Source organism: Neptunomonas sp. ABH4_499 (genome assembly GCF_056160565.1).
The window spans coordinates 212,123-226,883 of the sequence record NZ_JBSWXK010000007.1; the positions used below are offsets into that span (position 1 = coordinate 212,123).

Annotated in this window: 18 protein-coding genes; 14 read left to right on the top strand and 4 right to left on the bottom strand. The window is 50.3% G+C overall.

Annotated features, from left to right (window positions below):
• Window positions 1-122 precede the first annotated feature (122 nt).
• From nrdR to ribA, 9 genes are all read left to right on the top strand, one after another.
• Window positions 123-626, top strand: a complete 504-nt coding sequence (gene nrdR / locus ACXAF9_RS09615) for a transcriptional regulator NrdR (protein ID WP_475073370.1) — start codon at window positions 123-125, stop codon at window positions 624-626.
• Entirely contained in the window at window positions 626-1,765 is a 1,140-nt protein-coding gene (ribD, locus tag ACXAF9_RS09620; protein ID WP_475073373.1) for a bifunctional diaminohydroxyphosphoribosylaminopyrimidine deaminase/5-amino-6-(5-phosphoribosylamino)uracil reductase RibD, read from the top strand. Before nrdR ends, ribD begins: the two co-directional genes overlap by 1 nt.
• A 2-nt stretch (window positions 1,766-1,767) precedes the next feature.
• Window positions 1,768-2,430, top strand: a complete 663-nt coding sequence (locus ACXAF9_RS09625; protein WP_475073376.1) for a riboflavin synthase — start codon at window positions 1,768-1,770, stop codon at window positions 2,428-2,430.
• 47 nt (window positions 2,431-2,477) lie between these two features.
• Entirely contained in the window at window positions 2,478-3,605 is a 1,128-nt protein-coding gene (gene ribBA, locus ACXAF9_RS09630; RefSeq protein WP_475073378.1) for a bifunctional 3,4-dihydroxy-2-butanone-4-phosphate synthase/GTP cyclohydrolase II, read from the top strand.
• A 15-nt stretch (window positions 3,606-3,620) separates the two neighbouring features.
• Window positions 3,621-4,094, top strand: a complete 474-nt coding sequence (gene ribH, locus ACXAF9_RS09635; protein WP_475073381.1) for a 6,7-dimethyl-8-ribityllumazine synthase — start codon at window positions 3,621-3,623, stop codon at window positions 4,092-4,094.
• Between the two features lie 2 nt (window positions 4,095-4,096).
• Entirely contained in the window at window positions 4,097-4,576 is a 480-nt protein-coding gene (gene nusB / locus ACXAF9_RS09640; protein ID WP_475073383.1) for a transcription antitermination factor NusB, read from the top strand.
• An 11-nt stretch (window positions 4,577-4,587) separates the two neighbouring features.
• On the top strand, window positions 4,588-5,586 hold the full coding sequence (gene thiL, locus ACXAF9_RS09645; RefSeq protein ID WP_475073385.1) for a thiamine-phosphate kinase: 999 nt from the start codon (window positions 4,588-4,590) through the stop codon (window positions 5,584-5,586).
• Window positions 5,583-6,059 (top strand): phosphatidylglycerophosphatase A family protein, encoded by a 477-nt coding sequence (locus tag ACXAF9_RS09650; RefSeq protein WP_475073389.1) that lies wholly within the window; start codon window positions 5,583-5,585, stop codon window positions 6,057-6,059. Before thiL ends, ACXAF9_RS09650 begins: the two co-directional genes overlap by 4 nt.
• A gap of 88 nt (window positions 6,060-6,147) precedes the next feature.
• Window positions 6,148-6,753, top strand: coding sequence for a GTP cyclohydrolase II (ribA, locus tag ACXAF9_RS09655; RefSeq protein WP_475073391.1), 606 nt, complete (start codon window positions 6,148-6,150; stop codon window positions 6,751-6,753).
• Window positions 6,754-6,807: 54 nt separating this feature from the next.
• On the opposite strand, the gene fghA is transcribed toward ribA, so the two are convergent.
• Window positions 6,808-7,641, bottom strand: a complete 834-nt coding sequence (fghA, locus tag ACXAF9_RS09660; RefSeq protein WP_475073394.1) for an S-formylglutathione hydrolase — start codon at window positions 7,639-7,641, stop codon at window positions 6,808-6,810.
• Window positions 7,642-7,652: 11 nt separating this feature from the next.
• Complete coding sequence (locus ACXAF9_RS09665) at window positions 7,653-8,780, bottom strand: S-(hydroxymethyl)glutathione dehydrogenase/class III alcohol dehydrogenase (protein WP_475073396.1); 1,128 nt, start codon at window positions 8,778-8,780, stop codon at window positions 7,653-7,655.
• A 106-nt stretch (window positions 8,781-8,886) separates the two neighbouring features.
• On the opposite strand from ACXAF9_RS09665, the gene ACXAF9_RS09670 reads away from it, so the two are divergent.
• A complete protein-coding gene (locus tag ACXAF9_RS09670; protein ID WP_475073398.1) occupies window positions 8,887-9,768 on the top strand; it encodes a LysR substrate-binding domain-containing protein in 882 nt (293 codons plus the stop codon).
• On the opposite strand, the gene ACXAF9_RS09675 is transcribed toward ACXAF9_RS09670, so the two are convergent.
• Both ACXAF9_RS09675 and ACXAF9_RS09680 read right to left on the bottom strand, forming a co-directional pair.
• A complete protein-coding gene (locus ACXAF9_RS09675) occupies window positions 9,763-10,074 on the bottom strand; it encodes a hypothetical protein (protein WP_475073400.1) in 312 nt (103 codons plus the stop codon). The genes ACXAF9_RS09670 and ACXAF9_RS09675 overlap by 6 nt on opposite strands.
• Before the next feature lie 114 nt (window positions 10,075-10,188).
• Window positions 10,189-11,088 carry a LysR family transcriptional regulator gene (locus tag ACXAF9_RS09680; RefSeq protein WP_475073402.1) on the bottom strand — a complete coding sequence of 300 codons (900 nt, stop codon included), beginning with the start codon at window positions 11,086-11,088 and terminating at the stop codon, window positions 10,189-10,191.
• Window positions 11,089-11,303: 215 nt separating this feature from the next.
• Here ACXAF9_RS09680 and ACXAF9_RS09685 point away from each other — a divergent pair, with 215 nt between their 5' ends.
• The 4 genes from ACXAF9_RS09685 to ACXAF9_RS09700 all read left to right on the top strand — a co-directional run bounded on the left by ACXAF9_RS09685 (window position 11,304) and on the right by ACXAF9_RS09700 (window position 14,571).
• On the top strand, window positions 11,304-12,278 hold the full coding sequence (locus ACXAF9_RS09685; RefSeq protein ID WP_475073404.1) for a DUF1852 domain-containing protein: 975 nt from the start codon (window positions 11,304-11,306) through the stop codon (window positions 12,276-12,278).
• A gap of 25 nt (window positions 12,279-12,303) precedes the next feature.
• Window positions 12,304-13,329 carry a methionine synthase gene (locus tag ACXAF9_RS09690; RefSeq protein ID WP_475073406.1) on the top strand — a complete coding sequence of 342 codons (1,026 nt, stop codon included), beginning with the start codon at window positions 12,304-12,306 and terminating at the stop codon, window positions 13,327-13,329.
• 62 nt (window positions 13,330-13,391) lie between these two features.
• Complete coding sequence (locus tag ACXAF9_RS09695; protein ID WP_475073409.1) at window positions 13,392-13,799, top strand: hypothetical protein; 408 nt, start codon at window positions 13,392-13,394, stop codon at window positions 13,797-13,799.
• Window positions 13,800-14,067: 268 nt separating this feature from the next.
• Window positions 14,068-14,571: a polymorphic toxin type 44 domain-containing protein gene (locus ACXAF9_RS09700; protein ID WP_475073411.1), complete on the top strand. Its 504-nt coding sequence runs from the start codon at window positions 14,068-14,070 to the stop codon at window positions 14,569-14,571.
• Window positions 14,572-14,761 lie beyond the last annotated feature (190 nt).

A 14,761-nucleotide genomic window follows, 5' to 3' on the forward strand; every position in this document is an offset into this window, starting at 1 on the left:
TCGTATACAATACGAAGGGCGGCTCTTGAGTCGCCCTTTTTTATCGGGCTCTGTTTGCCCATCGCTCTTTATTTTGGGTTGCGCGTTAGCAATCTACGCTCTTTTTTGACAGGAAACTCGTTATGCATTGTCCGTTCTGCGGTACCAATGAAACTAAAGTTGTCGATTCTCGCCTTGTGGCCGAGGGTCAGCAGGTGCGGCGACGTCGGGAGTGCATCGCCTGTCACGAACGTTTTACCACGTTCGAAATCGCCGAACTTCTGATGCCAAAGCTGATTAAAGCCGATGGCAGTCGACAGCCTTTCGATGAAGAAAAACTCCGCGGGGGTATCCAGCGTGCGCTGGAAAAACGCCCTGTCAGCGTCGAGGACATCGAAGCCTGCATCAACCGAATCAAACACCGTCTACGTGCAACGGGTGAGCGCGAAGTGCCTTCACGCCTGTTGGGCGAAGAGGTCATGAACGAGCTGCGCAAACTCGACCAAGTGGCGTATGTCCGTTTTGCTTCTGTGTATCGCAGCTTTCAAGACATCAACGAATTTCGTGAAGAGATTGAGCGCCTTTCTGGCGATGCTCAAGGCTTGGATACTGTGGCTGCGTTGGCCGATGAGTCTGAGGCTAAGTAATGCAGTCCAATCTTTCAGCCTCTTCAAGCTTTGCAAGTTTCGACTACAGTCAGGTCGATCGCGAATACATGGCGTTGGCGATTCGCTTAGCAAAGAAAGGCTTGGTGTCGACCGACCCAAACCCCCGTGTAGGCTGCGTCATTGTTAATGAAGGACAGATCGTTGGGTCTGGTTTTCATGTGCGCTCAGGGGAAGGTCACGCCGAGGTTAACGCCTTAAAAGAGGCCGGTGATCGTGCCAAAGGCGCCACCGCTTATGTGACTTTAGAGCCGTGCAGTCATTATGGCCGCACACCGCCTTGCGCCGAAGCCTTGATCAAAGCCGGTTTAGCCCGAGTTGTCAGTGCCATGCAAGACCCTAATCCGCAGGTGTCAGGACGCGGTCTTACCATGATGAGCGAGGCGGGTATTCAAACGCAATCCGGTCTTTTGGAAGATCAAGCCAAAGCGCTCAATCCTGGTTTTATTAAGCGTATGACCCAAGGTTTGCCGTTTGTGCGTGTAAAACTTGCCATGAGTTTGGATGGTCGCACCGCGATGCAAAGCGGCGAATCACAATGGATTACAGGGCCTGCTGCGCGTGCCGATGTGCAACGTTTACGTGCACGAAGCTCGGCCATCGTGACGGGGATCGGCTCCATTGAGTTGGATGACTCGAAATTAACCGTGCGTGATCAGGCCTGTGCCGATATTGATGGTCGGATTCGCCAACCGCTGCGTGTGGTGCTGGATGCCAAAGCCAAGCTCAGCACAAAGGCGGCCATTGTCTCACAGCCTGGGCGTACACTTTGGTGCACGCAAAAGGGCACTGCCTTAGAGGGCGTCGAGTCGATTCGTGCCACCCTTAACGATCATGGCCGAGTAGACCCACTTTGGTTGATGCGCTACCTTGCAAGCGAAGAACAGTGCAACGAAGTGCTGATTGAAGCCGGTGCTAGCGTCAGTGGTGCCATGATCAAGGCGGGAGTGGTCGATGAGCTGGTGGTCTATATGGCACCCACGTTGATGGGCTCTTCGGCTAGGCCGCTTTTGGATCTCCCAATGTCGTCGATGGCTGAGCAGCAGCGCCTTGAGATGGTGGATCTTAGACAGATCGGCGACGATCTTCGCCTGACCTATCGTGTTAGAGGAAATGACTGATCATGTTTACCGGAATCATCGAAGCCGTCGGTACACTGGACCATAACCAAGAGGTAGGTGGCGATCGACGCTTAACCATCAACACGGGTCAGTTGGATCTTGCTGATGTGAAACTCGGTGACAGCATCGCTACCAACGGGGTGTGTTTAACCGTGGTTGAGCTACCAGGCGATGGCTTTGTGGCGGATGTCTCCCAAGAGTCATTGGCCCACACGCGCATCGCCGAGCTTAAGCCGGGCGAGCGTTTAAACCTTGAGAAAGCGATGCGCCCAATGGATCGATTGGGTGGCCATATTGTGACCGGCCATGTGGATGGTTTGGGCGTGGTGCGCAAAAAAGAGCAGGTCGCGCGCTCCATTGTGTATGTGATCGAAGCGCCAAAACACCTGTCACATTACTTGGCCGCCAAAGGCTCGATCACAGTGGATGGCGTGAGTCTGACCGTTAATAAAAGTGATGGCGCGCAGTTCTGGCTCAATATCGTGCCGCACACGGCCGAGCAAACCTTGATCCACCAATACAAAGTAGGTGATCAAGTGCACTTAGAAGTGGATATTTTGGCGCGTTACATCGAACGAATGATGCAAACACAGAGCGCGCCTGACGAAGATCAGGGCGTGACCCGATCAAAACTGGCTGAATACGGCTTTCTGACTCGCCGATAGATGGGCTTAACACAGTAATCATCGGCATGGATAACAACAGAGGCATTATGAAACTGAATACCCCACAGGAACTGATCGAAGATATTCGCCAAGGTAAAATGGTCATCCTGATGGATGATGAGGATCGTGAAAACGAAGGGGATATCGTGATGGCCGCGGATCAAGTGCGTGCTGAAGATATCAACTTTATGGCGACTCATGCCCGTGGATTGATCTGCCTTACGCTAACGCGTGAGCGCTGCGAGCAGTTAAAACTGCCCCTGATGGTGCAAAGTAATGGCTCGGTGTACTCGACCAACTTCACCTTATCGATTGAAGCGGCCGAAGGCGTTACCACAGGGATTTCAGCGGCGGACCGTGCGCATACGGTTCGTACAGCCGTCAAACACGATGCTAAACCAAGCGACATTGTGCAGCCTGGGCATATTTTCCCCTTGATGGCGCAGCCTGGTGGCGTATTAAGTCGTGCAGGTCATACCGAAGCCGGTTGTGACTTGGCGCGTTTAGCAGGGCTTACGCCTGCATCCGTGATTGTTGAGGTGATGAACGAAGATGGCTCGATGGCTCGCCGTCCGGACCTTGAAGTGTTTGCCGAAAAACACGGTTTGAAGATCGGCACCATTGCGGATCTGATCCACTATCGCACCACCCACGAGTGTACCGTAACCCGCGATGCGGAATACGATTTGCCGACCGAGTTTGGCAACTTTAAAGCGGTAACCTTTAAGGATTCCATCCAAGAGGTAACACATCTAGCGCTGATCATGGGGGATATCTCCCCAGAAGATCCAGCAATGGTGCGTGTGCATATCCGTGATGATGTGATGCGGGATTTGGTCGGCGTTACCTTAGATGGTGAGCCGAAATGGACACTGCATCGCGCTTTGAAAGCGGTTGCGGAAGAAGGGCAGGGCGTTGTTATCCTGCTGGATAACGGTCAGCGCGAAGATTTAGGCGATGCACTGTCACGTTTATTGGGTGATTCTGTTAAACGTAAGCAAGCCAATTACAGTGCGTCTGGGGCTTACCTGATGGTGGGCACCGGATCACAGATTTTACGAGATTTAGGCGTAGGCAAAATGCGTCTTTTGAGTTCACCGATCAAATTCAATGCCTTGTCAGGGTTTGATCTGGAAATTGTCGAATACATCGCCAGTGACGATGTGTCGGTTTAACCAATAGGAATAGATATGTCATTTACGACGGTTGAAGGTGATTTTGTGGCGGTCGATGGGCATTACACCATCGTTGTTGGCCGCTTTAATGCGTTCGTTGTGGAAAGCTTACTTGAAGGTGCGCTGGACGCCCTAAAGCGTCACGGCGTAGAGATGGACAACGTACGTGTTGTTCGTGTACCGGGGGCGTTTGAGATCCCGCTGGCGGTGAAGAAAATCGCCCAGCAAAAGCGTGATGATGCGATCATTGCACTGGGTGCCGTTATCCGTGGCGGCACACCGCATTTTGAATATGTATCTGCAGAAAGCTCGAAAGGCGTTTCGCAGGTGTCACTGGAGTTTGATATTCCGGTGGCAAACGGCATTTTGACCGTGAACAGCATCGAGCAAGCGATCGAGCGTTCGGGTACAAAAGCCGGCAACAAAGGCGCGGAAGCCGCTTTATCCGCCATGGAAATGGTCAGTCTACTGCGTAACCTTGAGGCCTAAGAATGAGCGAAGAATCGCAACCGCGTCGTAAGAAAAAAGCATCGTTAACCGACCAGCGTCGTGCTGCCCGTAGCTATGCATTGCAAGCTTTGTATCAGTGGCAGATGGCCGCACAACCGGTGATCGAGATCGAAGCACAGTTTCGTGTGGATAATGATTTCTCACAGACTGACACGGCATTGTTCCACGAACTGCTGCACGGCGTGTACGGCAACAAAGCAGACTTGGATAAAGCGTTTGAACCGTTCTTGGATCGCGCTGTTAACGACCTTGACCCTGTTGAGTTGGCGACACTGCGCATTGGCTGTTACGAGCTGGTTCACCGCTTGGAAGTCCCTTACAAGGTTGCTATCAACGAAAGCGTTGATCTGGCGAAAACCTTTGGTGCGACCGACAGTCACCGTTATGTGAACGGTATTCTTGATAAGGTTGCACAGCGCGTGCGCATGGCCGAAATTCAAGCGAAGCGTCGTTCATCGTAACGAGTTAACCTGTGGACGAGTTTGATCTGATCCGCTCCCATTTTACGCACACCTACGACGCCAAGCTGTTACAGCAAAAAGGCGTTGTTTTAGGTGTGGGGGACGATTGCGCCATTACGCAGCTTTCGGCACAAGATCAGCTCGTCTTTTCGATGGACACTCTGGTGGCGGGCACACACTTTTTGCCCGACATCGACCCTGAAGATCTTGCTTGGCGATTGGTGGCGTGTACGGTCAGTGATCTGGCCGCGATGGGCGCAGAGCCACTCTGGATCACCCTAGCGCTCACGCTGCCTAAAATCGACCCTACTTGGATCTCTCCTTTTGCGACGGGCTTAAAGTGTGCGTGTGATCAATACGGTTTACTGCTGATTGGTGGTGATACCACCAAGGGCCCGCTAACACTGACCGCGCAAGTGCATGGTAAAACCCCAAAAGGACAGGCGATCACTCGAGCCGGAGCCCGTGTTGGGGATGATCTCTACGTTACGGGCACATTAGGGGATAGCCGCTTAGGGCTTGAGCTATTGTTAAAGCCTGCTCAACACGGTTTAGCGCTCTCCAAAGCACAAACTGAGTTTGCTTTAGCGCGCTTTCTAAGACCCACAGCACGTATTGAGGCGGGCCAAGCACTTCGCCCATTTGCATCCAGTGCGATGGATATCTCAGATGGGGTCGCGGGCGATGCGAAGCACATTACTAAAGCATCCGGTGTGAAGCTTGTGGTGGATGCTGCACGTTTGCCGAAATCAAACGCGTTAAAGCCAGTTGATGAGGTCTTAGCACGGTCTTGGATGCTGGGCGGCGGCGAAGATTTCGAGTTGCTGTTTACGGCGAACCCTGTTCATCGCGATGCGATACAAGCACTCTCGGCTACGCTTGATCTACCTATCACGCGCGTCGGTTCGGTTGACGTTGGACAAGGCGTTCAGATATTGGGTATCGGTGAGCTTGAGATCGCAGGGTATCAACATTTTTCCACACACGAACCCTCTTTGGATCAGTTATGAAGCCTACGGCACATTCCGTATTTTCACATCCCGCCCAGTTTTTTGCCTTTGGGCTTGGCAGTGGTTTATCCCCAAAAGCCCCCGGTACGGTGGGCACTGTTGCCGCAATCCCTTTCTACTGCTTGATGGCCTTTTTGCCGCTTGGTAGTTACAGCGCGCTGGTGCTGGTTGCGGCATTGATTGGTATCTATCTGTGTGGCGAAGCCGCACGTGAGTTAGGGGTACACGACCATCCAGGGATTGTCTGGGATGAGTTTGTCGGTTTTTGGATAACCATGTGGGCCGTGCCCTTTACTGGCCTAAACGTCCTGCTGGGGTTTGCGCTGTTTCGGTTATTCGATATCTGGAAGCCTTGGCCAATCCGTTGGTGCGACCGACACGTACACGGTGGGCTTGGCATCATGTTAGATGATGTTTTAGCAGGGGTTATGGCCTGTGCCGTGTTGCACCTGTGTGTTGCGTGGATTGGGTAAAGTTTTTCCCCCGTTTTTAGGGGAATGCAGTATGATTACCGACCGTTTCACAGCGAAGCTGTGTGAAGGTGTAAGAGGATAGAGTTAAGTGAGTATCGAATACGTAGCAGATTCTAAATTGCCGATGCCCTGGGGCACGTTCACCATGGTTGGCTTTGAAGATACCGAAACCGGCAAAGAGCACGTGGCGCTGGTGTATGGTGAGGTCAGTGGCGATGAGCCCGTCTTGGCGCGTATTCACTCAGAATGCTTAACGGGCGATGCTTTGTTCAGCTTGCGCTGTGATTGCGGTTTTCAACTACAAGAAGCACTTAAGCGCATCGCCGAAGAGGGCAAAGGTGTACTCCTCTACCTGCGTCAAGAAGGTCGCGGTATCGGCCTTTTGAACAAGATCAAAGCCTACCATTTACAAGATCAAGGCGCCGACACCGTAGAAGCGAATGAGCGCTTAGGCTTTGGGGCGGATATGCGTGATTACACCATGTGCGACCCGATGCTTAAACATCTGGGTGTACATGCGGTTCGCTTGATGACCAATAACCCGCGTAAGGTGGCTGCGTTACAAAAGTACGGCGTTAACGTGACCGAGCGCGTCCCTTTGCAAGTGGGTAAAAACAGTCACAATGAACACTACTTATCCACAAAAATGGATAAGTTAGGTCACATGATGACCGAACAGCATTTTAAGTCGTAAGTTGAGACGAAAAACGCAGCCTTGGCTGCGTTTTTTGTTTAGAGCGTGTATTAACTAAAAGTGCTTAGCGTGGAAGCGAAGGTGATCTTCAATGAAGGATGCAATGAAGTAGTAGCTGTGATCATAACCATCCTGACGACGCAGCGTCAGCGGGTAGTCACTGCTGGCTGCAGCTTTCTCCAGCGCTTCTGGTTTGAGCTGCTTCTCAAGGAAGGAATCCGCCTCGCCTTGATCAACCAACGCCGGTGTAACGTCCGTCGCTTTGGCCATCAATAAGGCCGAATCGTACTGCTCCCAAGTATTTCTATCACTGCCTAAGTACGCACTGAACGCCTTTTCACCCCATGGACAGTTGGTCGGGTGAGTGATCGGGCTAAACGCGGAGACTGACGAGTATCGACCCGGGTTTTTCAGGGCGATCATCAAGGCGCCGTGTCCCCCCATCGAGTGACCAGCAATGGCCCTCTGATCACTGACTGGGAACAAGGATTCCACCAAGCGAGGCAGCTCATTGACCACATAATCGTACATGCGGTAATGATCGCTCCAAGGCGCTTGTGTCGCATTGACATAGAAGCCTGCTCCTTGACCGAGGTCGTAACCCTCATCATTGGCCACATCCCCGCCGCGCGGGCTGGTATCCGGAGCGACGATAGCGATGCCAAGCTCCGCCGCTAAGCGATGCGCGCCGGCCTTTTGCATGAAGTTTTCATCGGTACAGGTCAATCCCGACAGCCAATACAGCACCGGCACTTTCTGACCGCTTGCGGTTTGCGGTGGTAGATAGACCGCAAAGCGCATAGGGCACTTCAGCACTTCGGAGTCGTGCGAGTACTGTTTGTGCCAGCCGCCAAAACTCTTATTACTGCTTACGTTTTCAACGCCCATAGCGCCTCCTGTTATTGATCGAAGTGGATCACGCTGCGAATGCTTTTGCCTTCGTGCATCAGATCAAACGCTTCGTTGATGTCTTCCAGTGGCATGGTGTGGGTAATGAAGTCGTTTAGGGCAAATTTACCCGCTAGATAATCGTCCACAATACCCGGCAGTTCAGAGCGGCCTTTCACGCCACCAAAGGCTGAACCGCGCCATACACGACCGGTAACCAACTGGAATGGACGCGTCGAGATCTCTTGGCCTGCACCTGCAACACCAATGATCACAGACTCACCCCAACCTTTATGGCAACACTCCAGAGCAGAGCGCATGACATTCACGTTGCCGATACACTCAAACGAGTAATCCACACCACCGTCGGTCAGTTCGACGATTACTTCTTGAATCGGCTTGTCGTAATCGTTCGGGTTGATCAGGTCGGTCGCGCCCAGCTTTTTTGCTAGTTCAAACTTAGAATCGTTGATGTCGACACCGATAATGCGGCCCGCTTTAGCCATGGTCGCACCGATGATGGCCGATAAACCAATGCCACCTAAACCGAAGATCGCAACGGTTGCGCCTTCTTCGACCTTCGCGGTTTTCAAAACGGCACCCATGCCGGTCGTTACACCGCAGCCCAGCAAGCAGACTTCTTCAAGTGGTGCTTTTGGGTTGACCTTCGCCAGTGAGATTTCAGGCAATACGGTGTATTCCGAGAAGGTCGATGTGCCCATGTAGTGGTAGATGTCTTGGCCTTTGCAACGGAAGCGCGACGTGCCGTCTGGCATCAAGCCTTTACCTTGGGTTGCACGCACCGCTTGGCACAAGTTGGTTTTACCGGATGTACAGAACTTACACTCGCCACACTCGGCGGTGTACAGCGGGATAACATGATCGCCGACAGAAACGCTGGTAACGCCTTCGCCGATGGACTCAACAATACCGCCACCTTCATGACCTAAGATGGATGGGAAAACGCCTTCTGGATCCTCACCCGAGAGTGTGAACGCGTCCGTGTGGCATACGCCGGTTGCGATGATCTTAACGCGCACTTCGCCAGGGCCAGGTGGTAGAACTTCAACCTCTTCAATGGACAGTGGTTTGCCCGCTTCCCAAGCGATGGCGGCTTTACAGGTGATGATATCGGTCATTGTGATCCCCTCGACTCGATTAAACAGTGGCCTCGATTATAGAAGTGGCGCTATTTAAGATAATCAGGTAAAAGTAAAAAACATTTTTACCAGTGAGTAATAATTAATGGCATCGCCACAATGGGATGGGATCAACGAGTTTGTCAGTGTGGCCGAATGCGGCAGCTTTACCAAAGCGGCTGAGCAACTTGGGATCTCCACCGCGCAAGTAAGTCGGCAGATCAGCGCGATGGAAAAGCGCTTATCCACCAAGCTTATGTATCGCACAACTCGTAAGGTCACCTTAACCGAAGCGGGGTCCGACTATTACCAACAGTGTCGAGCCATACTGGATGCACTCGAAGCGGCTCAGCAACAGGTGCTGGATCAGCAGCACACCACCAAAGGCTTGATTAAACTGACGGCCCCCGTCACCTTCGGCGAGCAGGCGATTGCCCCGATTGTGAATGATTTTGTGTTGGATCACCCCGATGTCACCATCCAGATGAACCTAACCAACACTATGGTGGACTTGGTGGCCGATGGGTATGACTTAGCGATCCGTTTAGGTGAACTGGAAAACTCCAGCATGATGGCCAAGCGACTGACAACGCGAGCGCTGTTTGTGTGCGCATCGCCTGAGTACCTCAGCCGAAACGGTGCGCCCTATACCTTGTCGGAGTTGGATCAACACAACTGCCTACAGGGCAATCACGATTACTGGCGCTTCATCGAAGATGGGCATGCAAAACACCTAAAGGTCAGGGGCTCCATTAAAAGCAACAGTGGCCTTGCGCTGGTGGATGCGGCGCTAAAAGGGATCGGTTTGATCCAGCTTCCGGATTATTACGTGCGACCGTATTTAACGAGCGGGCAACTAATTCCGTTGCTGAAAGGCTATCAAGAGGCACACGATGGTGTATGGGCCGTGTATCCGAATACTAAGCACTTAACCCTTCGAGTACGCCGTTTGATCGACTTTATTGCAGAGCGATTAAGCAATTCATAACCGATCGCCGATACCGCGCTCCCTTCGTGTCCAGCCGATCTTAATGATGCGCCCGCCTTTGTATTGCACCAACCAATATTTGCCATCGCGTTGCCATACGGCACGTTTCTTGGAGCATACTTTTTTAACATCTATTCGATGACAGACAGTGTCGGTGGTCAGTTTAAAGGAGGGCTTACCCCAGAGCTTTTCCAGTGATTTTAGCGGACTCCCTTCACGGATTAACTGACCACTGGCATCACGAATATTATTGGCAGAAAGAGAAGTGCAAAATAGAACACAGAGGGTAGCAGTTAAAAGTTTCATTCAGTTCCTTTGAGTGAGCTTTTACGTAAATGAGGTGTGCAAGCTACATGAGGGTGTGTGTCCAGAGGCTGAATAATCCAGCCATCCTTCCAAAAACCTTCCTAATCGACCGCGTTACTGAGAGGGCGGTATCGAAAACTCTCGAGCGATCTCAATGAAGGCCTGAATGTAGGGTGTTTCTGCATCGCCTTCTCGCACACCAAGATAGATCTTTTTCAATATGCCCTTTTTACCTAGGCGCACAACATTGATCGGCAGCTTTTGGCAGTACTCTTGTGCAAGCCAGCGAGGCAGAGCTGCAACCCCACGTCCGCTTGCGACCATTTGCAACATGATGTCTGTGGTTTCGATGGTTTTATGTCGCTTTGGGCTGACCCCAGCAGGGGTTAAGAAAAGCGAATAGATATCCAAACGCTCTGGTTCTACCGGGTAGGTTAGCAAGACTTCGTGGCGAAGTTGCTCTGGGGATATGCTCAGCTCATTCGCTAACGCGTGCTCCTTCGGAACGACTAAAACTTGCTCATAATCAAATACAGGCTCAAATTCTAAACCTGACTTATAAAACGGGTCAGGTGTGACCAAAAGATCAATTTCGTAGGCCAATAACGCACCGACCCCGCCAAACTGAAACTTCTGTTTAACATCCACATCGACATCTGGCCAGTTGCTTAAAAAAGGCGATACGACTTTAAGTAACCATTGATAGCAAGGATGGCACTCCATCCCAATACGCAATGTGCCCCGCTCGCCCTGAGTCATCTGCTGTAAGCGATCTTCCGCATGTTCAAGCATGGGTAAAACCCGATTCGCGATCGACAGCAAAAAGTGGCCAGCTTGGGTCAGTTTCAGTCGCCGTCCCTCACGTAACCACACAGGAGTGCCTAAGTTGTCTTCCAGTTTTTTGATGGTATGGCTTAGCGCCGATTGAGTGACGCACAGGTGCTTTGCCGCCGATGTGAGGGAGCCGTGCTGCTCAACGGATTTGAGAATGGCAAGGTGGGAGCGTTCTAACATGGAATGTGTGATCAAAATTAATGGAAGATCTAATTTAAGTTAATTTTGCTCACTTTAGAAGTCTTTTTGATGCTTACGGCTTTGACGAGCGTGTGGGAACTTAGGAAAAACAATCGATAAGTTTTGCTCATATACCTGTGAGATAAAACCATTTTTATTCATGGTTTTATCTCGGTATAAATTCCCAATACTGATTAAGCTTTGGGGGATGCCCGATGAAAAGTAACTTTGTATTTAGCATCAAGAGTGTTCGATTTGATGAGCATTATGAGCCTGCCAGCAGCACGCGGCTTACCACTAACTTTGCAAACTTGGCGCGCGGTACCAGTCGTCAGCAGAATCTGCGCAACACTTTGAAGATGATTGATAACCGATTTAACACGCTGGCTCATTGGGATAATCCCACCGGTGATCGTTACTCGGTTGAGCTTGAGATCATCTCGGCAGACATCGATGTTGAGGGCACAGGGGAAACATTCCCGAGCATTGAGATCTTGAAAACCAATATTCTGGATCACAAAGCGAATCAGCGGATAGAGGGAGTTGTCGGGAATAACTTCTCATCCTACGTGCGTGATTACGATTTCAGTGTGCTGCTGTTAGATTACAACAAGGGGCAATCCTCGTTTACAGTCCCACCCAATTTTGGTGATCTGCACGGTAAGCTGTTCAAGTGCTTTGTCGAATCCCCCGTTTTTAAAGAGCACTTTGCCAAACCTCCGGTGATCTGCCTGAGTGTGTCGGACAATAAAGTGTATACCCGCATTGAGAACGAGCATCCTATTTTAGGGTTTGAATACGAGCCAAACGAGCCCTCGCTCACAGAGCAATACTTTAAGAAGATGGGCTTGCAGGTTCGATACTTTATGCCTTCGAACACCAGTGCTCCGCTCGCGTTCTATTTCTTTGGTGACTTGCTAAACGACTACACCAACCTAGAGCTGATCAGCACCATCAGCACGATGGAGTCGTTCCAGAAGATCTACCGACCAGAAATCTACAATGCCAACGCGATTGCAGGCCATACGTTTAAGCCAAGTTTAAATAACCCGGATCACTCATCGACCCAGATTATCTACGATCGAGAAGAGCGAAGCCGTTTAGCGCTTGAGCAAGGCCGATATACCCAGGAGCATTTCATCAAGCCTTTTCAGACTGTGCTTGAGCAGTGGTCATCGCAATACGTTTGATAATCCAACCCAGAGAATAGCAAAGATGAAAACATTACTACCCACATCGGCGGCCGGTAGCTTGCCTAAACCCTCTTGGTTGGCAGAGCCAGAGAAACTTTGGTCACCTTGGAAGCTTGAGGGGCATGAGCTGTTAACCGGTAAGCAGGATGCCCTGTGTTTATCCTTGTTTGATCAGGTTCAAGCGGGCATCGATATTGTCAGTGATGGCGAGCAGACTCGTCAGCACTTTGTAACGACCTTTATTGAGCAGCTAAGCGGCGTGGATTTTAAGCAGCGCAAAACAATGCGGATCCGAAACCGATACGATGCAGAGGTACCCGTTGTTGTGGATCAGGTTGCCCGCAAGCAGCCTGTCTTTGTCGAGGATGCTAAGTTTTTACGGCAGCAGACCGACCGGCCTATCAAGTGGGCATTGCCTGGGCCTATGACGATGATCGACACCTTATACAATGATCATTATAAAAGCCGCGAAAAATTGGCTTGGGAGTTTGCCACTGCACTGAATCAAGAGGCGAAAGAGTTAGAAGCCGCAGGTGTGGATATTATTCAATTTGATGAGCCTGCGTTTAATGTCTTTTTTGATGAAGTCAATGATTGGGGCATTGCCGCACTTGAGAAAGCCATCGAGGGGCTTAAATGCGAGACAGCTGTGCACATCTGTTATGGTTATGGAATCAAAGCCAATACGGATTGGAAAAAAACGTTAGGTTCTGAATGGCGACAATACGAGCAGGTGTTTCCGAAACTACAGTCATCCAAGCTCGATTTGATCTCTCTGGAGTGTCAAAACTCTCATGTCCCTATGGAGCTTATTGAGCTTATCCGAGGTAAAAAGGTGATGGTCGGTGCCATAGATGTTGCAACAAACATCATCGAAACACCGGAAGAAGTAGCCGATACGTTGCGTAAAGTGCTGCAGTACGTGGGTGCCGACAAGCTGTACCCTTGCACAAACTGTGGAATGGCACCCTTATCCCGCCACGTGGCCAGAGGTAAGCTTAAGGCGCTTAGCGCCGGGGCTGAGATCGTCCGTAACGAGCTTAAATAAATCGATTCCCCCACGGGTTTTAATGGGTTAGCACGGCGACGATACCAGCGTATCTGGCCGACTTGTTCGGGACGCTTCACGTTGGCGGCATTCATGGCCGTTTATTGACCGCGTGGGCTACCGCTGGCGTACTTGGCCCGTTTGCCATTACGTACCTGCGTAACTTATCTGTAAACAACGCCATCGCGGATTTAACCGCGAAAATCGACCCGGCAGCCTTCATGGAGAAGTTTGGCTCCCCAATCGCTCAGTTAGATGAGCTAGTAGCCGCAAAAACGGTAACGGTGGCCCGCTTAATGGAGATCGCACCGGCAGGCACTGTCGACCCAACCTCGACGCTGTACAACACCACCATGTATGCGATGGCATCGCTTTTGATCATCGCGTTTTTCGCAAACTTGATGGTAAGGCCCGTTAAGTCGAAGCATCATGTTCAACATACGCATCCGGATGATGACTATGTAGCGTAAGTTTGAATGCGATTGGATAAGGAGGCCGCCTGTTTAGGGCGCCTCCTTTTTTGTGTTCAAGTGTATGGTTTAGCAGCTGACAACTTTAGTGTCAGCGACCAAATCATGACCACAACGTTTTCTTTGCTAAAGATAAAAACGGTATTGATTTTTGTTATATGGCTATAGTTCAGGTTGTATTAAGGTCTGATGTGGGGTGCTTGGTATTCTTGCGTGGTTTTTGGACCTGATATACTATTCGTAAAATTTTGCTGTTAAATAAGGATATATGCAAAGTGCAATAGAAGTCGCGAAATACATTTCTACAGAAATGATTAAAAATGCAAAATCCCCAGCTGCCGAAAGGGTTTCTAATAACTTAGATTCTATCAGTACAACACACAAAGCATTTTTAGAATTTAAAAGTCTTGTTGGCTACGGAAGACCTTGGGATCATAAGCTTTATATAAGTGAAACCTATGGTAAATATTCGCTGGATCCTGTCAGTAATGAGCAAATACCATGGGACGTTTGGTCTAATATTCATTACGGATATATTGGGAAGATAATAGGGTTCTCTAAGTGGACGCTATTATCTGCTGCTGGAATAGCTCAGTTTAAAGATAGTGTTGTTCCGGATGGATACTTATTACGTAGGAGCCAAGAGTGGTTCGACTTTGATGTTTTTTCAGCTTTAGATGATCCGCGAGATCAAGTGGCAATAAAAATTGGCATATCTCTGTGGGATAAAAATAAGTTAAAGGTTAATCATGCTCTAGTTATGGAGTATTAGAGTGAATATTCAGGGTTTGGTTTGATGAAATATATTATTTTTTGTCTTTTTTTTGTTTTGGGTGGATGTTCTCAGGATTATGAAGCGCTTGAAAACAGTGTTGAGGCTGTCGGATAAGTCTTTCAGCCCTCGACCTGCGGTCGAATCCTCAGTTACACTGCTTGAAACAAACTTTACCCCGCATGGTGCA